Origin of the sequence: Polaromonas sp. CF318, assembly GCF_000282655.1 — a bacterium.
GTDB lineage: Bacteria > Pseudomonadota > Gammaproteobacteria > Burkholderiales > Burkholderiaceae_C > Polaromonas.
The window spans coordinates 36,801-62,205 of record NZ_AKIV01000065.1 but is presented as its reverse complement, the minus strand read 5'-3'; the positions used below and the strand labels follow the sequence as shown (position 1 = coordinate 62,205).

The following is a 25,405-nucleotide window of genomic DNA, read 5'->3' as shown; positions in this document are numbered from 1 at the left end:
TCTTTTCTTCACGTCCTGCCTAGCCCCTGCGCATGATCCATGCGAGCAAGACCATGGACAGCACAAAACTGATCCAGATCGAGGGGTCGCCCTCCAGCCCCAGCCAGCCGGCCAGCTTGCCGCTGATGCCGACAAAAATCAGGTTCACATAGGCCGCGCTGAGCAGGCCTATGAACAGCCGGTCGCCACGCGTGGTTTCCAGCGGCAGGAAGCCACGCCGCAGCGTCGTCGGCGACTTGAACTCCCACACCGTCATGCCCACCAGCATCAGCACGATGCAGCTGAAAAAAATCGCCACCGGCGTCGTCCAGGCCATCCACTCAAACATCTGTCATCTCCTGTTTCTCATCCAGGTGCCATCGCGGAACCGGCTTCGCCGGGCCGCAGGTGGCGCTTCGGGGGGTCATACCCTGCCCATCGCGAAACCCTTCGCGATGTAATTGCGTACAAACCAGATCACGATGGCGCCCGGTACTATGGTCAGCACCCCGGCCGCGGCCAAGGTGGCCCAGTCCATGCCCGAGGCCGACACCGTGCGCGTCATGGTCGCGACGATGGGTTTGGCGTTGACGCTGGTCAGCGTGCGCGCCAGCAGCAGTTCCACCCAGCTGAACATGAAGCAGAAAAACGCCGCCACGCCCACGCCGGCCTTGATCAGCGGCAGGAAGATGCGCATGAAAAAGCGCGGGAAGGAATAGCCGTCGATGTAGGCGGTCTCGTCGATCTCGCGCGGAATGCCGCTCATGAAACCCTCCAGGATCCACACCGCCAGCGGTACGTTGAACAGCAGGTGGGCCAGCGCCACCGCGATGTGGGTGTCCATCAGGCCCACGGTGGTGTAGAGCTGGAAGAAGGGCAGCAAAAACACCGCGGGCGGCGTCATGCGGTTGGTCAGCAGCCAGAAGAACACATGCTTGTCGCCCAGGAAGCTGTAGCGCGAGAACGCATAGGCGGCCGGCAAGGCCACGGTGATGGAGATCACCGTGTTGATGGCGACGTAGATCAGGCTGTTGATGTAGCCGGAGTACCAGGACGGGTCGGTGAAGATGGTCTTGTAGTTGTCCCAGGTGAATTGCTGGGGGAAGAAGGAAAAGCTCGACAGGATCTCGCTGTTGGTCTTGAAGCTCATGTTGACCATCCAGTAGATGGGCAGCAGCGCGAACAGGATGTAGGCGATGAGGAACAGCGTGCGCGCCTGGAATCTCGGTGTGTTCATTCCACGCCCTCCTTCTCCTGCGTGCCCACGCGCTGCATCCAGTTGTAGAGGATGAAACACAGCAGCAGGATGATCAAAAAGTAAATCAGCGAGAAAGCCGCCGCCGGGCCCAGGTCGAACTGGCCGACGGCTTTTTGCGTGAGATATTGCGACAGGAAGGTCGTGGCATTGCCCGGCCCGCCGCCCGTGAGCACAAAGGGCTCGGTGTAGATCATGAAGCTGTCCATGAAGCGCAGCAGCACGGCAATCATCAGCACGCCGCGCATCTTCGGCAGCTGGATGTAGCGGAACACCGCGAACTTGCTCGCGCCGTCGATGCGCGCGGCCTGGTAGTAAGCGTCCGGAATCGAACGCAGGCCGGCGTAACCCAGCAGGGCCACCAGCGGCGTCCAGTGCCAGACGTCCATCATCAGCACCGTCACCCAGGCATGCGTGGCATTGCCGGTGTAGCTGTAGTCAAAGCCCACCTTCTGCAGCATCGCGCCCAGGAGGCCTATGTCGGCCCGGCCATAAATCTGCCAGATGGTGCCGACCACATTCCAGGGAATCAGCAGCGACAGCGCGACCAGCACCAGCACCAGCGAAGCCTTCCAGCCCTGGGCCGGCATGGACAGCGCCAGCGCGATGCCCAGCGGGATCTCGACCGCCAGCACCGCCAGCGAGAAGGTGAGCTGCCGCCAAAGGGCCGCATGCAAGTCCTCGTCGCGCATGACGGACGCAAACCACTCGGTGCCGACAAACACGCGGCGCTCGGGCGAGATGATGTCCTGCACCGAATAGTTGACCACCGTCATCAGCGGCAGGATGGCGGAGAAGGCCACGCAGATGATGACCGGCAGCACCAGCAGCCAGGCCTTCTGGTTAACCGGCTTGGTTGTTGTGCTCATGGATTTACCCCCACGCTTGTCACTGCGTGTACCGCGCTGCCCCCCGAGGGGGCCGGAGCTTGCTTGAAGCGGTTCTGCGCTGCGCTCATGCTTCCACCAATTCATCGTTAAGGTACAGGCAGGTATGCGTGCCCATGACCTGCAGCCAGATTTCCTCGCCTACCTGCGGCGCGCGGGAGGCCGGGTTCAGGCGGGCTTTCAGGGTGTGCTCGCCGATACGCGCCGTCAGCATCCAGTGCGTGCCTATGTCCTGCACCAGTGTGACGGTGAAGGGCAGCGCCGCCGGGTCGCCGGGCGCGGTCTTCACCACATACTCGGGGCGCACGCCCAGCTTGAGGTCGCCGTCGGGCATGGCCCGCCCGGGCGGCAGCGCCAGCGGCCGGTCCGCGACGCGCAGCGCGCCGCCGGACACCGTGGCCGGCAGGAAGTTCATGCCGGGCGAGCCGATGAAGTGGCCGACAAAGGTATGGCGGGGCCGCTCGAACAGCGCGTCGGCCGAGCCGGTCTGCACCGCGCGGCCGCGCGTCATCACCACCACCTCTTCGGCAAAGGTCAGCGCCTCGACCTGGTCGTGGGTGACGTAGATCAGGGTGAGCTTGAGCTCGTGGTGGATCTGCTTGAGCTTGCGCCGCAGCTGCCATTTGAGGTGCGGGTCGATCACCGTGAGCGGCTCGTCGAACAGCACGGCCGACACGTCGGGCCGCACCAGGCCGCGGCCCAGCGAGATCTTCTGCTTGGCGTCCGCCGCCAGCCCGGCGGCGCGCTGGTTGAGCTGGCCGCTCATGTCCAGCATCTCGGCGATTTCGCCCACGCGTTTTTTGATCTGCGCCTCCGGCACCTTGCGGTTGCGCAGCGGAAAGGCCAGGTTTTCGGCCACCGTCATGGTGTCGTAGATCACCGGGAACTGGAAGACCTGCGCGATGTTGCGCTGCTGCGGCGTCGCGCGCGTCACATCCACGCCGTCAAACTTGACGCTGCCCTGCGAGGGCACCAGCAGGCCGGACATGATGTTGAGCATGGTGGTCTTGCCGCAGCCCGAGGGGCCCAGCAGCGCGTAGGCGCCGCCGTCGCGAAAGCTCATGGTCAGCGGCAGCAGCGCGTAGTCGCTGTCCTCGCGCGGGTTGGGCCGATAGGCATGGGCCAGGTCCAGGTCAATGCGCGCCATGAGACCTCCGTGGAGCCAGAAGCAACGCACCTTCGGCGTCGAAGACATAGACCTGCGCCGGGTCCAGGTACAGGGTGACGGGCGCGCCCAGGTCAAAGTAGTGCACGCCCGTGAGCTGCGCCACCAGCTCGCCCACGGCCGTCGCCACGTGGACAAAGGTGTCGGAGCCGGATATCTCGGCCAGTTCGACCTTGCCGGGCAGCGCCACGTCGCCTTCGCGCGCCGTGACACGCAGGGCGCTGCCGCGAACCCCCGCCGTGAAAGAGGCCAGGCGCTGCGCCGGCGCGTCCGGCAGTTTCAGCGCCAGCGCCGGGCCGCCGGCCAGTTGCAGGCCCTGGGCGGCGGGCAGCGCCGCGACCAGGTTCATGGGCGGGTCGCTGAAGGCACGCGCCACGCGCAGCGATTGCGGCGCGTGGAAAACCTCGGCCGTTGGGCCGTACTGCAGCAACTCACCGCCGTCCATCACGGCGGTGTAGCCGCCCAGCAGCAGGGCTTCACCGGGCTCGGTGGTGGCGTAAATAACCGTGGAATCTCCCGCGGCGAAGAGCTGGGTCAGCTCCTCGCGCAATTCCTCGCGCAGCTTGTAGTCGAGGTTGACCAGCGGCTCGTCCAGCAGCATCAGCGGCGCACCCTTGGCCAGCGCGCGCGCCAGGGCCACGCGCTGCTGCTGCCCGCCCGAGAGTTCGGCCGGGTAGCGGTCCAGGAACATGTCGATGTGCAGGCGCTCGGCCAGCCCGCGCACCTTGCGCTCTATGTCTTTTTCGCCGCGCAGCTTGAGCGGCGAGGCGATGTTGTCGGCCACGCGCAGCGAGGGGTAGTTGATGAACTGCTGGTAGACCATGGCGACGTTGCGCTCGCGCACCGGCATGCCGGTCACGTCGGCGGCGTTGACCAGGACCTTGCCGTGCGTGGGGACGTCCAGGCCGGCCATGATGCGCATCAGGCTGGTCTTGCCGGCCTGCGTGGCGCCCAGCAACACCGTGACTTCGCCGCTGCGCGGCGCCAGGCTCATGTCGTACAGCCATTGCTCGGCACCGACTTTTTTGCTGATCTGGTCCAGGGACAGCTGCATCACGCCGCTCCCCCGCCCCGCAGGGGCTGGAACAGGCCGCCGCACACCCCGACCGGGGCTGCGATGGACAAGAAATTTAAAACGATCACCAAGAAAGACTCTCCCGAGGATGTGTGGACTGAACCGGATAAGTTCGGTTTTTTTCTATTTTTCTTCCTTTGTGATTGTTTTATCTAATTGTTTTCCCTTATCTGTTTCCTTTTGTTTCGATATAAAGTTTCTCCAAGGCCATACAGCTGTCATTCTTAGGTCCTTTTAATTCCCGATTTCCCCCCAGATTCCCCCAGACTTGGACCCGCGTGAACTCCAATCCCAGGCAAATCAAGCTTCTTGACGTGGTCCGCGCCCACGGCTCGGCCTCGGTCGAGCAGCTTGCCGACAAGCTCAATGTGACCCTGCAGACCGTCAGGCGGGACGTGCAGCGCCTGTCCGAAGCCGGCTTGCTGACGCGCTTTCACGGCGGCGTGCGGGTGCCCACCTCCACCATTGAAAACATCGCGCACCGCCAGCGCGAAAGCCTCAACGCCGAAGGCAAGGCGCGCATCGCCGAGGCCGTTGCCAGGCGCATCCCCAACGACTGCTCGCTGATCCTGAATATCGGCACGACCACCGAAGCCGTCGCCAAGGCCTTGCTGAACCACAAGGGGCTGCGCGTCATCACCAACAACCTCAATGTGGCGGCCATCCTGTGCGGCAATACCGACTGCGAGGTCATCGTGGCCGGCGGCGTGGTGCGCGCGCGTGACCGCGGCATCGTGGGCGAGGCGGCGGTGGACTTCATGCGCCAGTTCCGCGTCGACATCGCCGTCATCGGCATTTCGGGCATAGAGCCCGACGGCTCGCTGCGCGACTTCGACTACCGCGAGGTCAAGGTCGCGCAAACCATCATCGAGCACGCCCGCGAGGTCTGGCTGGCCGCCGACAGCAGCAAATTCAACCGCCCGGCCATGGTCGAGCTGGCTAGGCTCTCGCAGATCGACCGGCTGTTCACCGACATGCCACCGCCCGAGCCCTTCCCGGCCCTGCTGGAAGAAGCGGACGTCAGCTGCGAGGTGGCCCATCCCTGAGCCCGCCCGGACAGGGCAGTTTTCATACACTCCAGCGCATGACCTACCTCCTCGCCCTTGACCAGGGAACCTCGAGTTCCCGCAGCATCGTGTTTGACGAACACGGCCACATCGTGGCCCTGGCGCAGCAGGAGCTGCCGCAGATCTATCCCCGGCCCGGCTGGGTCGAACACGACTTGAATGAAATCTGGCGCACCCAGCTGGCCACGGCGCGCGAGGTGCTGGCCAAGGCCAACATCAAGGCCGGCGACATACGCGCGCTGGGTATCACCAACCAGCGCGAGACCACCGCCCTCTGGAACCGCAAGACCGGCCAGCCGGTGCACCACGCCATCGTCTGGCAGGACAGGCGCGCGGAAGCCACCTGCGCCGCCTTGCGCGAGCAGGGCAAGGAAAAACTGATCCAGTCCAAAACCGGCCTGCTGATCGACGCTTATTTTTCCGGCACCAAGCTCAAATGGCTGCTCGACAACGTGCCCGGCGCGCGCGCCCAGGCCGAACGCGGCGAGCTGGCTTTCGGCACCATAGACAGCTGGCTGATGTGGCAGCTCACGGGCGGCGCGCTGCATGCCACCGACGTCAGCAACGCCTCGCGCACCATGCTCTTCAATGTGCACACCAACCAGTGGGACACGGAACTGCTGGACCTGCTGGGCATCCCGGCCTCGCTGATGCCCAAGGTGCTTCCCTCCAGCGCGCATTACGGTGAAGTACGCCCCGACCTGCTGGGCCATGCGATCACCATAGGCGGCGTCGCCGGTGACCAGCAAAGCGCGCTCTTCGGCCAGGCCTGCTTCAAAGCCGGCATGGCCAAGAACACCTACGGCACGGGCTGCTTCATGCTGATGCACACCGGCGGGCAGTTCCAGACCTCGCAAAACGGCTTGCTGACCACCAGCGCGGCGCAAACCACCGCACAGACGCAATTCGCCATCGAAGGCAGCGTGTTCGTGGGCGGCGCCGTCGTGCAGTGGCTGCGCGACGGCCTGCATGCCATCAAGGGCAGCGCCGAAGTGCAGGCGCTGGCCGAAAGCGTGCCCGACTCCGGTGGCGTGATGATGGTGCCGGCCTTCACCGGACTGGGCGCGCCCTACTGGAAACCCGACGCGCGCGGCACCATCACCGGCCTCACGCGCGGCACCACGGTGGCCCACATCGCGCGCGCCGCGCTCGAAAGCATCGCCTACCAGAGCGCAGCCCTGCTGCAGGCCATGAGCCGCGACGCGGTCGGTGCCGGCGCCGCGCCCGTGGCCGAGCTGCGCGTGGACGGCGGCGCCTGCGTCAACGACCTGCTGATGCAATTCCAGGCCGACCTGCTGGGCATCCCGGTGATTCGCCCGGCCGTGATCGAGACCACCGCGCTGGGCGCCGCCTACCTGGCCGGCTTGTCCAGCGGCGTGTACGGCAGCATTGACGAGCTGTCCGGCATGTGGCGCGCCGAGCGCAAATTCCTGCCCACGCTGGGCGCGGACCGGGCGGCCGAACTGATGGCGCGCTGGGAGCAGGCGGTGCGGCAGACCGTGCTGCAGTGAACGCTGCCTGCGCCGCTGTCACATTTCCCACAGGCGCGGCCGCTAGACTGGCCGCATGAACACGTCCCTCTCGAGGCGCCGGCTCATCCTCGGCTCTGGCGCTGCCGCCGTGCTGGGCCTGGCCGGTTGCACGGCACCGCAAGCCCCGGCCGCGACCGGCCAGCCGCCGCGCGCACGCCTGCGCCTGATCGGCGAATCCCGTTTTGCGCACCGCCTGCAATTCCAGGGCAGCACCGTGGGCGGGCTGTCGGGCATGGACTACGACCCCGCCGCTGACCTCTATTACCTGATCAGCGACGACAGCTCCAGCATCAACCCGGCGCGCTTTTACACCGCGCGCATCGCGCTGGGTATGGACAGCCTGGGCGCGCCCGAGCTACTGGGCGTGGCCACGCTGCGCCAGGCCGACGGCAAGCCCTATCCTTCGGCGCTGCAGGGCGGCCTCGTGCCGGACCCGGAAGCCATACGCTGGCGCGCGGCCAGCAACACCCTGCTGTGGTCCAGCGAAGGCCATGCACCCACGGGCACCGCGCCCTGGCTGCGCGAAACGCGCCCCGACGGCGGCTTTGTGCGCGAATTCGCCCTGCCGGCGATGTTTAATTTCCAGGCCGGCGCGGGGCCGCGCGGCAACCTGACCCTGGAAGGCCTGGCGCTGGCGCCCGACGGGCAGACAGCCTGGATCGCCATGGAAAACGCCTTGCTGCAGGACGGCCCCATGCCCAGCGTGCAGGCACCGGGCGGGCCTTGCCGCTTCACGCAGATAGACCTCGCGAGCGGCAAGGCCCTGCGGCAGATCGCTTATGTGCCCGACGCCATCCCGCGCGCGCCCATGCCACCCACCACCTTCGCCGACAACGGTGTGGCGGAAATCCTGATGCTGGACGCCGAGCGCATGCTGGTGCTGGAGCGGGCCTATGTGACAGGCTCGGGCAATTCGCTGCGCCTTTATCTCATCGACACCCGCCAGGCTTCCGACACGCTGGCCCTACCCGCCCTGCAACCGGGCGCTTACCAGGCCGCAGGCAAAACCCTGCTGGCGGATTTTTCGGCCTTTACCGGCCCCGGCGCCGGCCCGCGGCTTAAACAGCTGGACAATAGCGAAGGCATGAGCTGGGGCCCGGTGCTCCCCAACGGGCGCCGCAGCCTGATGTTCATCAGCGACGACAATTTCAGCCCCCGGCAAATCAGCCAGTGGCTGGCCTTTGAATTTTTGGACTGACAACGCATGACTTCCACTTCCCGCGCAAACACCGAACACATCGCCTTCGTAGGCGGCGGCAACATGGCCAGCGCCATCATCGGCGGCCTGCTCAAGCAGGGCCTGCCCGCCGGCCAGATCCAGGTGGTCGAGCCTTTCGCCGAGCAGCGCGCCAAACTCGCGCAGCAATTCGGCGTTGAGGTCCATGAAAGCCCGGGCGCCTGGCTGGCCGCCGCCGGCCTGGTCGTCTGGGCGGTCAAGCCGCAGGTCTTCAAGGATGCGGCGCTGCAGACGCGCTTTCACACCAAAACCGCCCTGCACCTGAGCGTGGCGGCCGGCGTGCGATCCGGCAGCATCGCGCACTGGCTGGGCACCGAGCGCGTGGTGCGTGCCATGCCCAACACGCCGGCGCTGGTCGGCAAGGGCATGACGGCCCTGTTCGCCCGCGCGGCCGCCACCGGCGCCGACAAGCTGGCGATTGAGAAAGTGCTCAAGCCCACGGGCGAATTTCTGTGGCTGGCCGAAGAGGCCCAGCTCGATGCGGTGACCGCGCTGTCCGGCTCGGGCCCGGCCTATGTGTTCTATTTCATCGAGGCCATGATCGAGGCCGGCACCGACATGGGCCTGCCCGCCGCGCAGGCGCGCCAGCTCGCGATCGGCACTTTTGTAGGCGCTTCCGCGCTGGCGCAGGCTTCGGACGAGCCCCCGCAGGAGCTGCGCGCGCGGGTCACCTCCAAAGGCGGGACCACTTACGCTGCGCTGACATCGATGGAGCAGGACCGCGTCAAGATGCAGTTCATGCGCGCTATCCACGCCGCCCGGCAACGCGCCGCCGAACTCGGCGACGAATTCGGCGGCGCCTAAGCCTTGTCCGGCCTCGCGGCGCGTCAACCGCCCGGCCCGGGCAGGCGTTGAACACAGGCGTACGTGCAGCTTGTCTTGGTCCACGCACAGTGGGACACCCCCGGCGGCATCCGCGTTACAACTTTTTCCAACATCCGGAGCTTCACATGAACAAAGTCCTGTCCACCCTCATCAGCGCAGCCGTCCTCGCCATGCCCCTGGCCGTGATTTCCACGTCCGCATCGGCCCAGGCCGCCGCTCCCGCCGCCGCACCAGCGGCAGCGCCTGCACCCGCAGCAGCCCCTGAGAAAAAGGCCGCCGCTCCCGCCAAGGCAAAGGCCACCAAGAAGGCCAAGCGCAAGGCCAAGGCTAAAAAAGCCGCCGTCTAAGCAGCACGCTGACGCAAAAAGCCCGCTTCGAGCGGGCTTTTTTATGGGCGCCTTCCGGGCCTGGCGCGGTCAGCGGCCCAGATAAGACAAGGCGATGCCCGCAAACACCGCAAACCCCAGCCAGTGGTTAAGGCGAAAAGCCTTGAAGCAGTCCTCGCGCTCGCGCTTGCGGATCAGCCAGCCATGCCACAAGGCCTGCAACAGGGCCAGGCCCATGGCGACCCAAAAAACCAGTGATTGCCGCACCATGTCCGGCAAGGCCCAGGCCCAGATCGCCAGGTAGGCCGCATAGCAAAACATCACCGCCGCCACGTCGAAGCGGCCCAGCGTGATGGCCGAGGTCTTCATGCCTATCTTGAGGTCGTCGTCACGGTCCACCATGGCGTATTCGGTGTCGTAAGCCACCACCCAGAACAGGTTGCCCAGCAACAGCACCCACGCCAGCAGCGGCACACGCGACTGCACGGCGGCAAAAGCCATGGGAATGCCGAAACTGAAGGCCACGCCCAGCACGGCCTGCGGCATGGACACATAGCGCTTGGCGAAAGGGTAGGCCAGCGCGATCGCCAGCGCCGCGAACGACCAGGTGACGGTGGCTGTATTGGTGGTGAGCACCAGGCCGAAGGCCAGCAGCGCGAGCACCGCGCCGACGATGAGCGCTTCGCGCACCGAGAGCGCCCCGCTGGTGACCGGCCGCTGGGCCGTGCGTTTGACGTGGCGGTCGAAGTCCCGGTCAGCCACGTCGTTGACGCAGCAGCCCGCGCTGCGCATCAGGATGGTTCCCAGCGTGAACACCGCCAGCAGGTGCCAGCCCGGAAAGCCGTGCGAAGCCACCCACAGCGCCGACAGCGTGGGCCACAGCAGCAGCAGCCAGCCCGCCGGGCGGTTCCAGCGGATCAGCTGAAGATAGAGGGCGAGCTTATTCTTCAAGCAGCGAGCGCAGCATCCACGCGGTCTGCTCGTGCACCGTCAGGCGCTGCGTCAGCAAATCGGCCGTCGGTTCGTCACCGGCCTTGTCCGCCAGCGGAAACAGCTCTCGCGCAGTGCGCGCCACGGCCTCATGGCCCTGCACCAGGATACGCACCATCTCGAGCGCCTTGGGCGGCACCACCGGCACATCGGGAATCGAAGCCAGCTTGCTGAACTGCGCATAAGAGCCCGGCGCGGGATGGCCCAGCGAGCGTATGCGTTCGGCGACGGGGTCGACCGCGACCCAGAGTTCGGTGTACTGCGTCATGAACATCAGGTGCAGGGTGTTGAACATGGGGCCCGTCACATTCCAGTGGAAGTTGTGGGTGGTGAGGTAAAGCGTGTAGGTGTCGGCCAGCAGGCGGCTCAGGCCCTTGGCGATGGCCGCGCGGTCTTTTTCGCTGATGCCGATGTTGATGGAGGGTGCGGCTTTCCCGGCGGATTTGCCGGCGGGTTTGGCGGAAGACTTGGCCATGGTGTTTCCTTTTTTAAAAATTCAGGGGCAACTTTAACGAAATCGGGATGACGGCCGCAACAGCCGCCGCCAATACGCGTCATAGGCGGGATTCAAGACAGCCGGATGACGCCGGGCAGCTCGCAGGCGTAGATGGCGTTGCGCAGCGCGGCGATGGCCTCATAACGCGTGAAGCTGCGCCGCCAGGCCAGTACCACGCGCCGGCTCGGCACCTCGCCCTCGAAGGGCAGGTATTTGATAAACGAAGGTTGCTCTGCGGCCACCTTGCCGCGGCCTGGGGCGGTTTTTCCTTTCACCGCCTTTTTGGCGGCGGCCTGCTCGGCCAGCGCTTCCTTGGGCACGCCCAAACGGGGTACCAGCGTAATGCCCATGCCGGCCGCCACCATGTGCTTGATGGTCTCCAGCGAGGAGCCCTCAAAGCTTTTGCTGATGCCCTCGGCGCTGCTGGAAAAGCGCGCGAACTCGGGGCAGACCTCCAGCACATGGTCGCGAAAGCAGTGGCCGGTACCCAGCAGCAGCATGGTTTCCTTCTTGAGCTCCTCGGCTGTCACTCCGCCGCGCGCGGCCAGCGCATGCGCGCTGGGCACGGCCGCCATGAAGGGCTCGTCGTAGAGCGGCGCGATCGCCAGGTTGGCGTCCGGGAAGGGCTCGGCCAGGATGGCACAGTCGATCTCGCCGGTACGCAGCTCCTCGAGCAGCTTGACGGTGAAGTTCTCCTGCAGCATCAGCGGCATCTGCGGCGTCATCGCGATGGCCTGGCGCACCAGGTCGGGCAGCAGGTAGGGGCCTATGGTGTAAATGACGCCCAGGCGCAGCGGGCCGGACAGCGGGTCCTTGCCGCGCTTGGCGATTTCGCGGATGTTGTCGGCCTGCTCGAGCACGCTCTGGGCCTGGCGCACGATCTCCTCGCCCAGCGGGGTGACCGTGATTTCATTGGCATTGCGCTCAAACAGCTTGACCTGCAACTCCTCTTCCAGCTTCTTGATGGCCACACTGAGCGTGGGCTGGGAAACATGGCAGGCATCGGCGCCCTTGCCGAAATGCTTTTCCCGGGCAACGGCGACGATGTATTTGAGTTCGGTCAGCGTCATGGGCTTATTGTGCTGCTTTTCTCAATCGCCGTGCCACAGGAATGGCGCTCAGGCTTTCAGGTATTCAGCCTTGCCGCCCAGCCAGCGCAGAACGTGCCGGTGCGCCAGTTCGGTGTGCCTGTCCAGCATGGCGGGAGCCAGGCCACGCGCCCAGGCCAGCAACTCCGTGTCGGTGGCCAGGTCGGCAAAACGCAGCAAGGGCGCGCCCGACTGCCGCGCGCCCAGGAATTCGCCCGGCCCGCGGATTTCCAGGTCACGCCGGGCGATCTCGAAGCCGTCGTTGGTCTGCGCCATGGCCTTGAGGCGCTCGCGCGCCATCTCGCCGAGCCGGGGCGCATCGCCGGTGGAATACAGCAGCACGCAGGCCGAAGCCGCCGCCCCGCGCCCGACCCGGCCGCGCAGCTGGTGCAACTGGCTCAGGCCGAAACGCTCGGCGTGCTCTATCACCATCAGCGAGGCATTGGGCACGTCCACGCCCACCTCGATCACCGTGGTGCTGACCAGCACGCCCATCTGCCCACCGGTGAACAGCGCCATCACGGCCTTTTTTTCAGCCAGCGGCATGCGCGAATGCAGCAAACCGACCATCACGCCGGGCAATGCCGCGCCCAGCGCTTCGTGGGTCTGAGTCGCGTTGACCAGGTCTATAGACTCGCTTTCCTCGATCAGCGGGCAGACCCAGTAAATCTGTCGCCCCTCGGCGAGCTGGCCGCGTATGCGCGCGATCACTTCGTCGCGCCGCGCGTCGCTGACCACCTTGGTCACAATGGGCGTGCGGCCGGGCGGCAGCTCGTCGATGGTGGAAACGTCGAGGTCGGCGTAATAACTCATGGCCAGGGTGCGCGGAATCGGCGTGGCCGTCATCATGAGCAAGTGTGGTTCTTCGCCGCCTTCAGTCATTTTGCTGCGCAGGGCCAGGCGCTGCGCCACGCCGAAGCGGTGCTGCTCGTCGATGATGGCCAGCGCCAGGTTTTTGAACTTCACCTTGTCCTGGATCACCGCGTGTGTGCCCACCACCAGGCCGGCGTCGCCGCTTTCAATCATCGCCAGCATCTCGCGCCGCTCCTTGGCCTTCTGGCTGCCGGTCAGCCAGGCGGTCTTGATGCCCAGGGGTTCCAGCCAGCCGATCAGCTTGCGGAAATGCTGCTCGGCCAGGATTTCGGTGGGCGCCATCAGCGCGCACTGCCAGCCCGCGTCCATGCAGCGGGCCGCAGCCAGCGCCGCCACCACGGTCTTGCCGGCGCCCACATCGCCCTGCAGCAGGCGGTGCATGGGGATGTTTTTCTTCAGGTCCGCCTCGATCTCACCGCAGACGCGCTGCTGGGCTGCGGTGAGCCGAAAGGGCAGGCGCTCCAGCAACTGCGCTTCCAGCGTGCATTGCGGGCCGCGCATGGCCGGGCCCGTGAGCGCCGGCGCGCGCATGGCCGCGCGTATGCGCCTGGCCTGCAGCTGCGACAGCTGCTGGGCCAGCAGTTCCTCGGCTTTCAGGCGCTGCCAGGCCGGGTGGCTGCGGTCTTCCAGCGTGGCCAGCGACACGTCGGGCGTGGGGTGGTGCAGGAACCGCAGCGCTTCGCGCAAGCTCCACTGGAGCTGGGGCAGGTGCTGGTCCAGGATTTCCGGGGGAATCGTCTCGCGCAGGTCGGCGCGGGCGAGCCCGCTGAGCACCGCCTTGCGCAGATAGTTTTGCGGCAGGGCCGCTACCGTGGGGTATACCGGCGTCAGCGCCCCGGGCAGGTCGCCCTCTGCCAACCTGAAGCTCGGGTGAATCATTTCGCGGCTGACAAAACCGCCGCGGACCTCGCCACGCACACGCACGCGCGCGCCCACGCTGAGGGTCTTCTGGTGCGCCGGATAAAAATTGAGGAAGCGCAGCGTGCAGGTGCCGCTGCCGTCGTCCACCACCACACGCAGCTGGCGGCGCGGGCGGAAAGCGACGTCGCTGTGCGTCACCACGCCCTCGATCTGCGCCAGGTCGCCGTCGCGGGTGTCGGCCAGGCGCACGATGCGGGTTTCGTCCTCGTAGCGCAGGGGCAAATGCAAGGCCAGGTCGATGTCGCGGCGCAGGCCCAGCTTTTCCAGAGCTTTTTGCGCCGGCGACTTGGCCGGGGCTTTTTCAGGCCTGGCCCCGCCCGCGGCCGGTTCCCCGGCCGCGGGCGGGGCGGTTTTGCGGGCGGGAGCACCAAGTGGCGACATGGGACAATTGTGCCTTCATGAAAACGCATTTCAGCCTAGGCGATTTTGATTTCACGCTGCCCGAAGAACTCATAGCCCAACACCCCGCCGCCCAGCGCAGCGCCTCGCGCCTGCTCGACGGGCGCGAAAGCCCGCCGGTGGACCGGCGCTTCACCGAACTCCCCGGCCTGCTGCAACCCGGCGACCTGCTGGTCTTTAACGACACCAAGGTGGTCAAGGCCCGCCTCTTCGGCCAGAAAGCCAGCGGCGGCAAGCTGGAGCTGCTGATTGAGCGGGTGCTGTCGCCACATGCGGACCAGGGCCACGAAGTTGCCGCCCATATGAAAGTCAGCAAAAAACCGCTGCCGGGCGCGGTGCTGCAAATGGACGGCGGCTTCACCGCCACCTTGCTGGGCCGCTGGCCCGAGGAAAGCGGGCCGCTGTACCGCTTTCGCCTGAGCAGCGACCCCTATGCGTTGATGGCCCAGCACGGCCATGTGCCGCTGCCGCCTTACATCACCCACACCGATTCCGCCGAGGACGAGCAGCGTTACCAGACCGTATTTGCCAAAAACCCCGGCGCCGTGGCGGCGCCCACGGCCGCGCTGCATTTTGACGAGGCCGTGCTGGCCGAGCTGGAAGCGCGCGGCATCCGGCGCGCCAGCGTGACCCTGCATGTGGGCGCGGGCACCTTCCAGCCGGTCAAGGCCGAGAACATCGCCGAGCACACCATGCACTTTGAGCGCTTTGAGGTGCCCCCGGCCACACGGGAAGCGATTGCCGCCTGCAAGGCGCGCGGCGGCCGCGTGGTGGCGGTAGGCACGACCACGGTCCGCGCGCTGGAGTCGCGCGCCAAGTTCGGCCCCGAGTGCAATGACACCAATATCTTCATCACGCCGGGCTTTGAGTTCGCCGTGGTGGACCTGCTGCTGACCAACTTTCACCTGCCCAAAAGCACCTTGATGATGCTGGTCAGCGCGTTTTCGGGCTATGAGCACATCATGGCGCTGTACCGACATGCGATCACCCAGCGTTACCGCTTTTTCAGCTATGGCGACGCCATGCTGCTGGCGCGCAAAACCCCCTCTTAACCTGCCTGAGGGCGCCTGAATCTCCCCGCGTACACCTGCGACAATCCCAAGATGCTCGAATTTGAAGTTCTGAAGACCGATACCCCGGCAGGCGAAGGCGCCGGCGCCTACCTCGGCAGCTACGCCCGGCGCGGCCAACTGACGCTGAACCACGGCGTGGTGCAAACCCCCATCTTCATGCCGGTCGGCACCTACGGCACGGTCAAGGGCGTGATGCCGCAGTCGCTGCACGACATGGGCGCACAAATCATCCTGGGCAACACCTTCCACCTCTGGATGCGGCCCGGCCTGGATGTGATGCAGCAGTTCGGCGGCCTGCACAAGTTTGAAAGCTGGAACAAGCCCATCCTGACCGACAGCGGCGGCTTCCAGGTCTGGTCGCTGGGCGAGATGCGCAAGATCTCCGAGGAGGGCGTGAAGTTCGCCTCGCCCGTCAACGGCGACAAGCTGTTCCTGACGCCCGAAATCTCCATGCAGATCCAGACGGTGCTCAACAGCGACATCGTGATGCAGTTCGACGAATGCACGCCTTACGACACCAAGGGCCACATCACCACCGAAAACGAAGCGCGTCATTCCATGGAACTGAGCCTGCGCTGGGCCGGCCGCTGCATCGCCGAGTTCAACAAGCTGGAGAACCCCAACGCGCTGTTCGGCATCGTGCAGGGCGGCATGTTTGAAAACCTGCGCCAGGAATCGCTGGACGCGCTGGTCGAACTGGACCTGCCGGGCTACGCCGTGGGCGGTGTCAGCGTGGGCGAGCCCAAGGAAGAGATGCAGCGCATCATGGCGCACACACCGCACCGCCTGCCCGCGCACAAGCCGCGTTACCTGATGGGCGTGGGCACGCCCGAAGACCTGCTCGAGGGCGTGGCCGCCGGCGTCGACATGTTCGACTGCGTGATGCCCACACGCAATGCCCGCAACGGCCATATGTTCACGCGCTTCGGCGACCTGAAGATACGCAACGCGCGCTACAAGACCGAAGACCAGCCGGTGGACGCCACCTGCACCTGCTACACCTGCAAAAATTTCTCGCGCGCCTATATGCACCACCTGGACCGCTGCGGCGAAATGCTGGGGCCCATGCTGTCGAGCATCCACAACCTGCATTACTACCTCAACCTCATGCAGGAAGTGCGAGATGCGCTGGACGCCGGCCGTTTCGGCGAGTTCACCGCGCAGTTCCGTGCCGACCGGCAGCGGGGGGTGTAATGAACATCAAGCTGCAACGTTGGATAGACCGCTGGGCCGGTATCCCGCTGTGTGCGGCCGTCTCTGCGGTAGACGCCGTGGCACGGTGCTTTCGCAAGGACGGCAAGGCGGACCAGGCTCCACGCGCCATCGTGGTGATCTTGCTGTCGGAAATGGGCAGCCTGGTGCTGGCCCACGAGATGTTTGCGCGCCTGAAGCAGCGCTACCCCGACGCACCGCTGCATGCCCTGCTGTTCGGCAAGAATCGCGAAATCCTCGACCTCATGAAGGTCGTGGACCCGGCCAACGTACACACGGTGAACGACAAATCGCTGGGTGGCCTGCTCTCCAGCTTGTGGAAGGCGATTGGCGAGCTGCGCCGCGCGAATGTTGATGTCGCGATTGACTGCGAACTGTTCTCGCGCATCAGCAGCCTGTTGTCGTACGCCAGCGGTGCGCGCATCCGCGTGGGCTTTCACCGCCATACGCAAGAGGGCCTGTACCGGGGCTCGCACATCAACCGGCCCGTACCCTACAACCCGTACCACCACATCAGCGCGCAGTTCCTGACGCTGGCGCGGGCGATCGATTCGACCGCCGTGCCCAAGTCCAAATTGCCGGCCAACCTTCCAGCAGCCGGTACTGGCAAGCCGCCGCCGCATGTGCAGCTGGATGCAGCACTGGTGCCTGGCATCCAGACCCGGCTCGCGCAAGACTTTCCCGCGATCGCCGGCAAGCCGCTGGTGCTGGTCTACCCGGGCGGCGGCATCCTGCCGATACGAGCCTGGCCGCTGGACTCCTACACCGCGCTGTGCCGGGGCCTAGTGGCCGACGGCTGCGCCGTGGCCGTGATAGGCCTGAAGGACGACCAGGCGCTGGCGCGGCAACTGGTGGCCGACGTGCAGGCCGGCTTCCCGGCCAGCCCGACCAGCTCCGTGATAGACCTGACCGGCTACACGCGCTCGATTTCCGAGCTGCTGGCGCTGTTCCATGTGGCGCGCCTGCTGGTCACCAACGACGGCGGGCCGGGCCAGTTCGCGGCACTCACGCCGATCTGGACGCTGATGCTGTTCGGCCCCGAGACGCCCGGTCTCTATGCGCCGCTCACGCCGCAATGCCATTCCTTTTACAGCCAGTGGCCCTGCTCGCCCTGCCTGACCGCCTACAACCACCGCTCTTCGTACTGCGACGGCGACAACCAGTGCCTGAAAGTCATCGCACCGGACACCGTATTGGCCAAGGCGCGTGAGTGCCTGGCGGCGCCCTGAATCCACACACCCCCTGATGTCCACACTCCGATCCTTTGCCGAAGCCGTCATACGGCGCCTGCCCGAGCGCCTGCAGCCCATGGTGCGCTGGCGCTTCATCAAGTTCGGTGTGGTGGGCGCCAGCGGCACGGTGGTCAACGTCGCGGTGCTGTACCTCGCGCAGGAGTTTCTGTTCAGCGGGATCGTGGATTTCCACGACCGGCTCAACTACTCCATCGCGCTGGCGATCACCGTCGCCACCATCAGCAACTTCTACTGGAACCGGCGCCTGACCTGGCGCGACCGCAAGCACGAAGTCCACCATTCGGCGCTGTTCCTGTTCGCCAAGTACGTGATGGCCGCCGGCCTGGCCATCGTGCTGCAGTCGCTGCTGACCAAATGGCTGGCCCTGTACATGCACTACCTGCTGGCCAATGTGCTGGCCATCGTGCTGTCCAGCGTCTGCAATTTTGTGGCCAATGACCGCATGACTTTCCGCCGCCGCCGCGCCAAAATTGTGGCCGATGCCGCCGCGCACCCACCGCCCACCGATGTCCATGACAAGCCCTGAGCCCCTGAAAACACGCTTTCCCGCCCACCGCATCTGGATAGGGCTGGCCCTGCTGGTCGCCCTGGGCTACCTGTTCGGCCTGGGCGGCGACCACATTCCGCGCAACGGCGACGAGTTGGTCTACGCCCACATCGCGCGGCTGACGGCGGAAACCGGCAAATGGCTGCCGCTGGTGAGTTCCTACGACTTCATGCGCAACACCAAGCCGCCCGTGCTGTTCTGGCAGGCCATGGTGGCCGGCGGCTGGGGCGAGCACTGGACGCTGCTGAACCTTCGCCTGCCCAGCATTGCCTATACCTGGGCCATCGCCCTGATGACGGCGCTGCTGGCCTGGAAGATCGTCCAGGGCGAAACCGCGCCGGCCGACCGCCGCCGCCACGCCCTGGCCATGGGTGCCATCGCCGCCATCGTCTACCTGTCCTTCTTCAGCACCTACCGCTACGGCCGGCCCTACCTGACCAGCGCGCCCGAAACCTTCTGGCTGTTCGGCGTGTTGTTTGCGATTGCCTGGTCGCCCGCCAGGCTGCTGACCTCGCGCTGGCAGTTTCCGCTGCTGGCGGGCATCGCCATCGGCATAGGCTGCCTTTACAAGTCTTTTGTCATGGTGGTGCCGGTCGGCTTCGCGCTGGCGCTGTGCTACCAGCTGCTGGGTGCGCGCAAGCCGGCCTGGGAATTTTTCCGGCCCGGCATCGTCGCCGACGGCCTCAAGGTGGCGGCGATCTGCGCGCTGGCCCTGGCGATTTTCGGCCTGTGGTTTGCCATAGACCCGCAGCCGGGCGAAGTCTGGCGCGAGTTTGTCGTCGGCGAAAACGCCGGCAAGATGAATTCGTCCAAAGGCTACTTCGCCATTGCCTTCAGCGGCAGCAGCGGCATCCTGACGATTCTCACAGGCTATTACTCCAACGCGCTGTTCCTGCTGCCCGTCGCGGTCGGCTGCACCGTGGCTGCGTGGAAGGCCTGGCGCCAGCGCCGCGGCACGCCGCAAACCATCAGCGACACCGAAAAAGCCCTGTGGATCTGGCTGCTGGCCTTCGCGCTGGTGTTCATGGTGCCTACGCAGCGCTCCACACGCTACCTGATTCCCGCCATGCCGGCGCTGGCGGTGCTGATCGCCCTCTACTGGGACCGCATCGCGCGCATCTGGTTCAGCCTGACCCTGGTGATCTGCCTGATAGGCGCGCTGGCCATGGGTCTGATCGGCTATGGCGGCGTGCGCGCCACGCAGGACGCCTGGCTGTTCTCGCCGCTGTACTGGGCCTTCCTGGCCGTGCTGGCCGCCGCCTGCATCACGGGCATGGCCAAGCCCCGATGGACCCGCCCCGTCGCCGCGCTCAGCAGCTTCGCCGTGCTGTTCGCGCTGGCCTGGGTCACCGCGCCCTTCAACGGCGACATGGGCCGCTTCCGCGCGGAGACCAATACGCTGCTCAAAGGCCAGGCCGTGGCCGTGCCCAGCAATTTCAACGGGCATTTCGAGCGCTACGAATTCATCATCCCCGGCGCCAAAATCGTTCCCTACTTTGCCGCGCAGCCGGTGGACTACCAGGACGTGGATGCGCTCTTCAAGAGCACGCGCTACGCCCTGGTGCAGCGCCGCCCGGGGCAAAAGCCCTGCGAGCAGTGCCGCGTCATCGACGAGCGCTGGGACCTGCGTTCGCGCCAGGACGAAAAAGAAGGTACGCTGGGCGCCTTCAAATCGCCGGAGACCTTCTGGTACGCCAAAGAGTACCTGGTCGAGCGGGCCGCGCCGTAATCCCATGCTGCTCCGTCCCTGCAAACAAACAACAACGAGGAAACGCCATGCTCCGATTCACCAGATTTGCAGGGATGTTGGCCCTGGCGGCCATGCTGGCGCTGGGCGGTTGCGCCACGGCCATCAAGCCGCATGAAACCAGCGGCGCACCCACATTGGGTTTCCAGAGCATGGCGCTCAACCCGGGCAACGGCGGGGAGCTGGTCACCGCCGACACGCTGCGTCCGGGCGACATCATCCTCACGGCTGAAAACGGCCTGAACTCGGTCGGCATACGCCTGATCACGCTGTCGCCGGTGAGCCATGCCGCGGTCTACATGGGCAACCGGCAGATCGCCGAAGCCGTGGGTTCGGGCATACGCATCCGCAGCGTGGACGCGATGCTCGAAGATGAAGCGACGGTGGTGGCTTTTCGCCACCCCGACCTCACGGCGGGGCAGGCCGTGAAGATCAACACCTTTGTGGCCAGCCACGAAGGCAAGAAATACAACTACGTCGGTGTGATGCTGCAGGCCCCCTTCGCGCTGGAGCGGCGCATGTGCGAACTGCCGCTGGTGCCGTCCATGGTGCGGGACTTCTGCATACGCGGCATCGCGGCCGTGCAGCTGGGCCTGGGGCGCAACGACCAGTTCTTCTGCTCGCAGTTCATCCTGGAGGCCTACCGCAGCGCGGGCCTGCCGCTCACCGACGCCGACCCGCGCCTGATCAACCCCGGCGACCTGCTGCACATGAGGGAGGGCGACGTGCCCTCCGTCATGATTCACAAGCCGCTGCGGTATGTGGGCCACCTCAAGGCGGCCCCGCAGATGGTGGCTGCGGAGCAGCTGGAACGCTAGCCCGCGCTTTCAGCCACCCACATGCATGGTGAACTCGGCGCCGTTGGACAGCCTGCACTGCCCGGTGCCTAGCGTGGACGAGTTCATCTGGTAGCGGCAGCTGATGTAGTTGCCCCGGCTGCCCGAGCCGTTGGCCACGCCTTCTCGCGTCGATGAGCCCGCGATGCGCGTGGCCTCCCCGGTAAAGCTCTCGCCATTGATGTTGGTGGTGAAAGTCCCGCGCCCGTTCATGTCATTGGTCACCACCGCGCCCACCATGCCGTAGCCACGGGCCAGGTCGTTGGCCGGGTACAGCCGCGCCGCAAACGTCGTGCTGGCCGGGACGGCCGGCGTGACGTAGACCGTGGAAGTGACCGGCGGATGATTAGGCTGGACCGGCACAACGTAGCAGCCCGTCAGGGCCGTGGCGCCCAGCACCGCGGCGGCCAGGGCCGTGCGGCGAGACAACCGTGAGAGGCGTGACAGGGAGAACAAGGAAGAAACGATCTTCATAAATAACCCGAAGGCCCAAGCACATGCTTGTGGGCGCAGTGTGCGGCGGGGCGTTCAAAAGGTTGCATTTAAAGATACAAGATCATCCCATGTATACGGAAAGTATCAAAATTAGATACTTCACCGAAATTCAGGATGCCAGCCATCCGCGAAATAACCGATGCCCAGCGCAATACAACAGGCTGAGGCAACATCAAGCCCTTCCCCTTCATTGTTTTTTGCCGCAAAGATGACCATGCAATACCGCCGCCTTGGAAACAGCAACCTCAAAGTCTCCGTCCTGTGCCTGGGCACCATGATGTTCGGCAAGCAGACGCCTTTTGAGGAAGCGGCCCGCATCGTGGCCTCGGCCCGCGAGCACGGCCTCAACTTCATCGACACCGCCGACGTCTACAACCAGGGCCAGTCCGAGAAAGACGTAGGCAAGCTGCTTGCCGGCCAGCGGCAGCACTGGGTACTGGCCAGCAAGCTGGGCAATGCGGTCAGCGACAACATCAATGAAAGCCATTACTCGCGCCGCTGGCTGATCCAGCAGACCGACGCCATCCTCGCGCGGCTGCAGACCGACTACCTGGACATCCTCTACCTGCACCGGGACTACCACGAGGAAAACCTCGAGGAAGCGGTGCGCGCGCTGGGCGATTTGATACGCGCCGGCAAGCTGCGCAGCTTTGGCCTCTCCAACTTCCGCGGCTGGCGCATCGCCGAGGTGGTGCGGCTGTGCAAGGAACTGGGTGTGCCGCAACCCGTCGTGTGCCAGCCTTATTACAACCTGCTCAATCGCGGCCCGGAAGTCGAAATCCTGCCGGCCTGCGGCCATTACGGCCTGGGCGTGGTGCCCTACAGCCCGCTGGCGCGCGGCGTGCTCACCGGAAAATACCCGCCCGGCCAGCCGCCGGCCGAAGGCACGCGCGCCGGCAGCGGCGACAAACGCATCCTGGAAACCGAGTTCCGCGAGGAGTCACTGCTGATCGCGCAAAAAATCAAGGCCCGCTGCGAAGGCAAAGGCCAGGTGCCCGGCCAGTTCGCCGCGGCTTGGGTGCTGGCCAACCCGCTGGTCAGCTCGGTCATCGTGGGCCCACGCACCCTGCCGCACCTGGAAGACGTGTACGGCGCAGTGGACCTGGTGCTGGACAAGGACGACGAGGCTTTCGTCAACGAGCTGGTGGTGCCCGGCCATGCGTCCAGCCACGGCTACAACGACCCGGGCTATCCCTTCTTCGGCCGCCCGGTTTAAACGCGCCGCCTAGAGCGTCGGCACCCTGTCGGCACCGTCCCGCGGCAACTGGAGTTTCTTGTCGGCCGTGGTGCCGCAGGCATGGCAGAACCTGGCGAAGGCGCTCTTGCGCGTCGTGCACTTGAAGCAATGGTCAAACAAGCCTATGCCGCAATGCGGGCAGAAATCGATCTCCGCGTTCTTGAGGTCCACGGCCCGCTCGCAACCGGGGCACACGCTTTTTGACAGGCGCTTGAGCGCCGTGTCGTAGCTCAGCTCCTCGCGGCGCTGCGCGTCGGGAAGTTGCTCGGCCAGTTTCTGCTTTTCGAGGTAGCGGTTCAGCGCGATGATGGCCTGCCGGCCGACCAGCGCCGTGACAACAATGCCCACGATGTAGCGCACATAACCGCCGTAGCTGGGCAGGTAGGGCACCAGCTCGACGAAAAATGCGAACAGGGCGAAGAAGATAAAGCCCCAGACAAAAGGCCAGTAAGTGCTTTTGCGTTTTTTCGCGAACAGCCAGCCGGCCGCCATCAGCAGCGGAAGCGTCAGGGCCAGGCGGTATAAAAAGACGCGCAGTTCCACACGCCGGTATTCGGCATTGAGCTGCACCTGCGCGGCCTCTTCCATCTCGCGGAGCTTGCGGCGTTCGCGCGCGGCGCCCTGGCGCGCATCGAGCGCGGCCTGCTGCTGGGCCTCGACGGCCGTACCGGCCGCGCGTTCGCGCTCCTTGAGCGCGTCCAGCGCCCGCGTGCGCGAGACCAGCTCTGGGTCCTGCTCGGCCAGCTGCGTGGCATGCCGCGTGGACAGCCAGTTGTTAAAGGTCTCGCGCGCCGCGGCAGAATCGGCCTGGGCGGCACGGCGCTTGAGCTGGGCTTGCTCCAGCGCAATCTGGGCGTCCTGCCCTGCGCGCTCGGCGGCCTTGATGGCGTTGCGCAGCGCGGTGGCGGCGTTCGCATCCATGAAGTCGTCGAGCGACAGCTGTTTCTCGACTTTGGGCAGGTCGCCCACCACAGTGCCGCCCAGTCCGATCAGGAAGCCGGCGAACACAAAAGCCACCAGCCAAAGGCCGCGGTGCATCCATTTTTCCGTCAATCGCAAGGTATTGGCCATGCTTATCTCCAGTTTTTGAACGTCACAAATACATCGCTCACAGCCTGACGACCGCCATAGGCTTGCCGTCCGTCATGCGGGCCCTTTGCAGCCAGGCGAAGACCGAGTCGACCGTGACGGTTTCGATCCGGTCGGAAAAGCGCTTGTCGTTGGGGTGGTCGTCGAATGCGACGTTAGCCGCCGTCATGCGGCCGCCCAGCCGGGTCAGGGGGCCCAGCTTGAGCGCCGTGGGTTCGTAGCCCTTGAACTGCAGCCAGGCCTGCGCTTTCTCGCGCGTGGTGATGCCGGGCTCCACGGCGGCGGCCAGGGTTTCAATGGCCCACTGGTTGGACTGCTGGTATTTGCGGCCCCAGGCATAACTGACGATGCTGTAGGGCTTGTGGTGCATGGCGGTGAGCCGGGCCGGATCCTGCAGCAGCGCCAGCAGCTGGTCCTGGGCTTCGCGCGACGGCGCGACCCAGGCCGCTTCGAAGCGCCACAAATCATCAAGAAAGAATTCGCCCAGCCCCTGGCGGTACAACGCCGACTCGCTGGTGCCGCAGCCGTTGAGCTTGTGCACCACGCGCCAGGTCATGCCGCCCTGCCCGTCGGGCACCTGGTAGGCCAGGCCCAGGTGCGAATAGCGCACACCGTATTTGCTGAGATCCTGGCCGGCCCGCGCCAGCAGCACGACTTTCTCGCCACTGGCGTTGAGCGAGGCCAGCGTCTTTTCAGCCAGCACCATGGCGCGCTCCACGGTCTGCGGTGTGGTCTTGTGCGCTTCGCAGGAACGCCCGGCATGGACAGCCGGCGCCGTGCCGAGGACGGCGACGGCCAGCACCAGCGGCAAGAAGACTCTCGGGATTTTCATGGATGGCTCCGGCTTAGGGGGTCAGGCGTTCGTTGTGCAGCAGGGCACGGCCCAGCGCATTGGGGATAAAGGCAATCGCCTCCCCGGCCGCCGACAGCACCACACCCGCGCCCACCACGCTGACGACCACGGCCGTCCCGGCCACCATGGACACGCCGGCAACACCCCGGCCCACCACCTCGATACTGGCGCGGGCGCCGTCCGAGGCGCGCTCCAGCACATACAGCGTTCCGCGGGCCGTGCTCTCGACGGTCTTGACCACCAGCACGGTGCCCGCCGTGGACAACACCACGGGAATGGCCAGCACGGCACTCGCGGTGGCGCTGGCGCCGACCACCACGGAAGCCACCGGCAAGGCCGACACGGCGCTCAAGGCCGAGGCTTCCGACTGGGCTTGCGCGTTGAACGCGGCGCTTCCCGCCAGGGTGATGCAAACAGCGGCAAGGTAAGCAGAAAGTCGATTCTTCATGATGTTTCCTTGGTATGTGTGTGCGGTGCTTATTCGTTGGCCGCGTGATTGCGGGCGGCGCGGCCCATGCGGGCTTCGCTGAGGTCGGCTTCATGGCTGTCGCGCAGCGTCTTGGCCAGCGTGAAGCTGCAGGTGATCAGGTAGAGCCAGCTCACGCCCAGGAAAGCCTTGTAGGTTTCGTTGATCTCCATGCGCCACAAGCCCCAGCCGGTCAGCGACATGGCCAGGAAGAAGCCGCCCCATACCACCAGCCTGAACATGGGCGTGTCGGCCAGCTTGCCTTCGGCCCTGCTTTGCTGCTGGTCACGCACATACTTGGCCAGCACAAAAGCCGCCGACAGGCAGAAGAAATAACCCATGACCATGAACGCGCGGTCCAGGTCCCTGCCGGGCAGCCAGGACAAGCCCACGGCGCAGAGAAAAACGGCGATCAGGAAGGAAGCCCAGACCTGCAGTTGCCAGGGTTTGGAGTCACGGTGTATCAGCGTCTGCATAAAAAC

The 25,405-nt window shown here is 65.6% G+C and carries 26 protein-coding genes; 12 read left to right on the top strand and 14 right to left on the bottom strand.

The features are described from left to right. Positions 1-19: 19 nt before the first annotated feature. The 5 genes from PMI15_RS12800 to PMI15_RS12780 all read right to left on the bottom strand — a co-directional run bounded on the left by PMI15_RS12800 (position 20) and on the right by PMI15_RS12780 (position 4,340). Positions 20-328 carry a DUF2160 domain-containing protein gene (locus tag PMI15_RS12800; RefSeq protein WP_007869240.1) on the bottom strand — a complete coding sequence of 103 codons (309 nt, stop codon included), beginning with the start codon at positions 326-328 and terminating at the stop codon, positions 20-22. Between the two features lie 75 nt (positions 329-403). After that, complete coding sequence (locus PMI15_RS12795) at positions 404-1,216, bottom strand: carbohydrate ABC transporter permease (RefSeq protein WP_007869238.1); 813 nt, start codon at positions 1,214-1,216, stop codon at positions 404-406. Beyond that, on the bottom strand, positions 1,213-2,103 hold the full coding sequence (locus PMI15_RS12790; protein WP_007869227.1) for a carbohydrate ABC transporter permease: 891 nt from the start codon (positions 2,101-2,103) through the stop codon (positions 1,213-1,215). The genes PMI15_RS12795 and PMI15_RS12790 overlap by 4 nt, the downstream gene beginning before the upstream one ends. An 85-nt stretch (positions 2,104-2,188) precedes the next feature. Then, positions 2,189-3,268, bottom strand: coding sequence for an ABC transporter ATP-binding protein (locus PMI15_RS12785; RefSeq protein ID WP_007869224.1), 1,080 nt, complete (start codon positions 3,266-3,268; stop codon positions 2,189-2,191). Next, complete coding sequence (locus tag PMI15_RS12780; protein WP_007869221.1) at positions 3,255-4,340, bottom strand: ABC transporter ATP-binding protein; 1,086 nt, start codon at positions 4,338-4,340, stop codon at positions 3,255-3,257. Before PMI15_RS12780 ends, PMI15_RS12785 begins: the two co-directional genes overlap by 14 nt. 299 nt (positions 4,341-4,639) lie before the next feature. On the opposite strand from PMI15_RS12780, the gene PMI15_RS12775 reads away from it, so the two are divergent. The 5 genes from PMI15_RS12775 to PMI15_RS12755 all read left to right on the top strand — a co-directional run bounded on the left by PMI15_RS12775 (position 4,640) and on the right by PMI15_RS12755 (position 9,369). Then, entirely contained in the window at positions 4,640-5,407 is a 768-nt protein-coding gene (locus PMI15_RS12775; protein WP_007869218.1) for a DeoR/GlpR family DNA-binding transcription regulator, read from the top strand. A gap of 38 nt (positions 5,408-5,445) precedes the next feature. Continuing rightward, positions 5,446-6,939 carry a glycerol kinase GlpK gene (glpK, locus tag PMI15_RS12770; protein WP_007869216.1) on the top strand — a complete coding sequence of 498 codons (1,494 nt, stop codon included), beginning with the start codon at positions 5,446-5,448 and terminating at the stop codon, positions 6,937-6,939. 55 nt (positions 6,940-6,994) lie between these two features. Beyond that, the gene (locus PMI15_RS12765; RefSeq protein WP_007869213.1) at positions 6,995-8,158 is read left to right on the top strand and encodes an esterase-like activity of phytase family protein; all 1,164 of its coding nucleotides are present in this window, start codon (positions 6,995-6,997) and stop codon (positions 8,156-8,158) included. Positions 8,159-8,164: 6 nt separating this feature from the next. Next, positions 8,165-9,001, top strand: a complete 837-nt coding sequence (gene proC / locus PMI15_RS12760; RefSeq protein ID WP_007869211.1) for a pyrroline-5-carboxylate reductase — start codon at positions 8,165-8,167, stop codon at positions 8,999-9,001. A 146-nt stretch (positions 9,002-9,147) separates the two neighbouring features. Continuing rightward, positions 9,148-9,369 (top strand): hypothetical protein, encoded by a 222-nt coding sequence (locus PMI15_RS12755; protein WP_007869209.1) that lies wholly within the window; start codon positions 9,148-9,150, stop codon positions 9,367-9,369. Positions 9,370-9,438: 69 nt separating this feature from the next. Here PMI15_RS12755 and ubiA read toward each other — a convergent pair whose 3' ends face one another. The 4 genes from ubiA to recG form a co-directional block, all read right to left on the bottom strand. Next, positions 9,439-10,299, bottom strand: coding sequence for a 4-hydroxybenzoate octaprenyltransferase (gene ubiA / locus PMI15_RS12750; RefSeq protein ID WP_007869206.1), 861 nt, complete (start codon positions 10,297-10,299; stop codon positions 9,439-9,441). Next, on the bottom strand, positions 10,289-10,813 hold the full coding sequence (locus tag PMI15_RS12745; RefSeq protein WP_007869204.1) for a Dps family protein: 525 nt from the start codon (positions 10,811-10,813) through the stop codon (positions 10,289-10,291). The genes ubiA and PMI15_RS12745 overlap by 11 nt, the downstream gene beginning before the upstream one ends. 92 nt (positions 10,814-10,905) lie before the next feature. Then, a complete protein-coding gene (locus tag PMI15_RS12740; RefSeq protein ID WP_007869202.1) occupies positions 10,906-11,904 on the bottom strand; it encodes a LysR substrate-binding domain-containing protein in 999 nt (332 codons plus the stop codon). A 48-nt stretch (positions 11,905-11,952) separates the two neighbouring features. Continuing rightward, positions 11,953-14,097: an ATP-dependent DNA helicase RecG gene (gene recG / locus PMI15_RS12735; RefSeq protein WP_007869199.1), complete on the bottom strand. Its 2,145-nt coding sequence runs from the start codon at positions 14,095-14,097 to the stop codon at positions 11,953-11,955. Between the two features lie 17 nt (positions 14,098-14,114). On the opposite strand from recG, the gene queA reads away from it, so the two are divergent. From queA to PMI15_RS12705, 6 genes are read left to right on the top strand one after another with little or no spacing between them, the layout of a single operon-like run. Then, entirely contained in the window at positions 14,115-15,167 is a 1,053-nt protein-coding gene (gene queA, locus PMI15_RS12730; protein ID WP_007869198.1) for a tRNA preQ1(34) S-adenosylmethionine ribosyltransferase-isomerase QueA, read from the top strand. Positions 15,168-15,218: 51 nt separating this feature from the next. Next, positions 15,219-16,382 carry a tRNA guanosine(34) transglycosylase Tgt gene (gene tgt / locus PMI15_RS12725; protein ID WP_007869197.1) on the top strand — a complete coding sequence of 388 codons (1,164 nt, stop codon included), beginning with the start codon at positions 15,219-15,221 and terminating at the stop codon, positions 16,380-16,382. Further along, positions 16,382-17,629 (top strand): glycosyltransferase family 9 protein, encoded by a 1,248-nt coding sequence (locus PMI15_RS12720; RefSeq protein WP_007869196.1) that lies wholly within the window; start codon positions 16,382-16,384, stop codon positions 17,627-17,629. Before tgt ends, PMI15_RS12720 begins: the two co-directional genes overlap by 1 nt. Positions 17,630-17,645: 16 nt before the next feature. Continuing rightward, the gene (locus PMI15_RS12715; protein ID WP_007869195.1) at positions 17,646-18,179 is read left to right on the top strand and encodes a GtrA family protein; all 534 of its coding nucleotides are present in this window, start codon (positions 17,646-17,648) and stop codon (positions 18,177-18,179) included. Then, on the top strand, positions 18,160-19,929 hold the full coding sequence (locus PMI15_RS12710; protein ID WP_157214615.1) for a glycosyltransferase family 39 protein: 1,770 nt from the start codon (positions 18,160-18,162) through the stop codon (positions 19,927-19,929). The genes PMI15_RS12715 and PMI15_RS12710 overlap by 20 nt, the downstream gene beginning before the upstream one ends. 47 nt (positions 19,930-19,976) lie before the next feature. After that, entirely contained in the window at positions 19,977-20,765 is a 789-nt protein-coding gene (locus PMI15_RS12705; RefSeq protein ID WP_007869193.1) for a distant relative of cell wall-associated hydrolase, read from the top strand. 9 nt (positions 20,766-20,774) lie between these two features. Here PMI15_RS12705 and PMI15_RS12700 read toward each other — a convergent pair whose 3' ends face one another. Further along, on the bottom strand, positions 20,775-21,257 hold the full coding sequence (locus PMI15_RS12700; protein ID WP_007869191.1) for a hypothetical protein: 483 nt from the start codon (positions 21,255-21,257) through the stop codon (positions 20,775-20,777). Between the two features lie 235 nt (positions 21,258-21,492). Here PMI15_RS12700 and PMI15_RS12695 point away from each other — a divergent pair, with 235 nt between their 5' ends. Further along, entirely contained in the window at positions 21,493-22,494 is a 1,002-nt protein-coding gene (locus PMI15_RS12695; RefSeq protein WP_007869189.1) for an aldo/keto reductase, read from the top strand. Between the two features lie 9 nt (positions 22,495-22,503). Here PMI15_RS12695 and PMI15_RS12690 read toward each other — a convergent pair whose 3' ends face one another. The 4 genes from PMI15_RS12690 to PMI15_RS12675 are packed head-to-tail and all read right to left on the bottom strand — an operon-like array spanning position 22,504 to position 25,399. Then, the gene (locus tag PMI15_RS12690) at positions 22,504-23,586 is read right to left on the bottom strand and encodes a zinc ribbon domain-containing protein (protein ID WP_007869187.1); all 1,083 of its coding nucleotides are present in this window, start codon (positions 23,584-23,586) and stop codon (positions 22,504-22,506) included. Positions 23,587-23,623: 37 nt separating this feature from the next. Further along, complete coding sequence (locus PMI15_RS12685; RefSeq protein WP_007869186.1) at positions 23,624-24,436, bottom strand: DUF2145 domain-containing protein; 813 nt, start codon at positions 24,434-24,436, stop codon at positions 23,624-23,626. A 13-nt stretch (positions 24,437-24,449) separates the two neighbouring features. Continuing rightward, the gene (locus PMI15_RS12680) at positions 24,450-24,905 is read right to left on the bottom strand and encodes a hypothetical protein (protein WP_007869184.1); all 456 of its coding nucleotides are present in this window, start codon (positions 24,903-24,905) and stop codon (positions 24,450-24,452) included. Between the two features lie 29 nt (positions 24,906-24,934). Further along, positions 24,935-25,399 carry a YiaA/YiaB family inner membrane protein gene (locus PMI15_RS12675; protein WP_036838845.1) on the bottom strand — a complete coding sequence of 155 codons (465 nt, stop codon included), beginning with the start codon at positions 25,397-25,399 and terminating at the stop codon, positions 24,935-24,937. Positions 25,400-25,405 lie beyond the last annotated feature (6 nt).

What these genes read in the sequence shown, in the direction of transcription:
- PMI15_RS12800 (WP_007869240.1), bottom strand. Translation starts at nt 328, where the DNA reads ATGTTTGAGTGGATGGCCTGGACGACGCCGGTGGCGATTTTTTTCAGC.
- PMI15_RS12795 (WP_007869238.1), bottom strand. Translation starts at nt 1,216, where the DNA reads ATGAACACACCGAGATTCCAGGCGCGCACGCTGTTCCTCATCGCCTAC.
- PMI15_RS12790 (WP_007869227.1), bottom strand. Translation starts at nt 2,103, where the DNA reads ATGAGCACAACAACCAAGCCGGTTAACCAGAAGGCCTGGCTGCTGGTG.
- PMI15_RS12785 (WP_007869224.1), bottom strand. Translation starts at nt 3,268, where the DNA reads ATGGCGCGCATTGACCTGGACCTGGCCCATGCCTATCGGCCCAACCCG.
- PMI15_RS12780 (WP_007869221.1), bottom strand. Translation starts at nt 4,340, where the DNA reads ATGCAGCTGTCCCTGGACCAGATCAGCAAAAAAGTCGGTGCCGAGCAA.
- glpK (WP_007869216.1), top strand. Translation starts at nt 5,446, where the DNA reads ATGACCTACCTCCTCGCCCTTGACCAGGGAACCTCGAGTTCCCGCAGC.
- PMI15_RS12765 (WP_007869213.1), top strand. Translation starts at nt 6,995, where the DNA reads ATGAACACGTCCCTCTCGAGGCGCCGGCTCATCCTCGGCTCTGGCGCT.
- proC (WP_007869211.1), top strand. Translation starts at nt 8,165, where the DNA reads ATGACTTCCACTTCCCGCGCAAACACCGAACACATCGCCTTCGTAGGC.
- PMI15_RS12755 (WP_007869209.1), top strand. Translation starts at nt 9,148, where the DNA reads ATGAACAAAGTCCTGTCCACCCTCATCAGCGCAGCCGTCCTCGCCATG.
- PMI15_RS12745 (WP_007869204.1), bottom strand. Translation starts at nt 10,813, where the DNA reads ATGGCCAAGTCTTCCGCCAAACCCGCCGGCAAATCCGCCGGGAAAGCC.
- PMI15_RS12740 (WP_007869202.1), bottom strand. Translation starts at nt 11,904, where the DNA reads ATGACGCTGACCGAACTCAAATACATCGTCGCCGTTGCCCGGGAAAAG.
- recG (WP_007869199.1), bottom strand. Translation starts at nt 14,097, where the DNA reads ATGTCGCCACTTGGTGCTCCCGCCCGCAAAACCGCCCCGCCCGCGGCC.
- queA (WP_007869198.1), top strand. Translation starts at nt 14,115, where the DNA reads ATGAAAACGCATTTCAGCCTAGGCGATTTTGATTTCACGCTGCCCGAA.
- tgt (WP_007869197.1), top strand. Translation starts at nt 15,219, where the DNA reads ATGCTCGAATTTGAAGTTCTGAAGACCGATACCCCGGCAGGCGAAGGC.
- PMI15_RS12720 (WP_007869196.1), top strand. Translation starts at nt 16,382, where the DNA reads ATGAACATCAAGCTGCAACGTTGGATAGACCGCTGGGCCGGTATCCCG.
- PMI15_RS12715 (WP_007869195.1), top strand. Translation starts at nt 17,646, where the DNA reads ATGTCCACACTCCGATCCTTTGCCGAAGCCGTCATACGGCGCCTGCCC.
- PMI15_RS12710 (WP_157214615.1), top strand. Translation starts at nt 18,160, where the DNA reads ATGTCCATGACAAGCCCTGAGCCCCTGAAAACACGCTTTCCCGCCCAC.
- PMI15_RS12705 (WP_007869193.1), top strand. Translation starts at nt 19,977, where the DNA reads ATGCTCCGATTCACCAGATTTGCAGGGATGTTGGCCCTGGCGGCCATG.
- PMI15_RS12700 (WP_007869191.1), bottom strand. Translation starts at nt 21,257, where the DNA reads ATGAAGATCGTTTCTTCCTTGTTCTCCCTGTCACGCCTCTCACGGTTG.
- PMI15_RS12695 (WP_007869189.1), top strand. Translation starts at nt 21,493, where the DNA reads ATGCAATACCGCCGCCTTGGAAACAGCAACCTCAAAGTCTCCGTCCTG.
- PMI15_RS12690 (WP_007869187.1), bottom strand. Translation starts at nt 23,586, where the DNA reads ATGGCCAATACCTTGCGATTGACGGAAAAATGGATGCACCGCGGCCTT.
- PMI15_RS12685 (WP_007869186.1), bottom strand. Translation starts at nt 24,436, where the DNA reads ATGAAAATCCCGAGAGTCTTCTTGCCGCTGGTGCTGGCCGTCGCCGTC.
- PMI15_RS12680 (WP_007869184.1), bottom strand. Translation starts at nt 24,905, where the DNA reads ATGAAGAATCGACTTTCTGCTTACCTTGCCGCTGTTTGCATCACCCTG.
- PMI15_RS12675 (WP_036838845.1), bottom strand. Translation starts at nt 25,399, where the DNA reads ATGCAGACGCTGATACACCGTGACTCCAAACCCTGGCAACTGCAGGTC.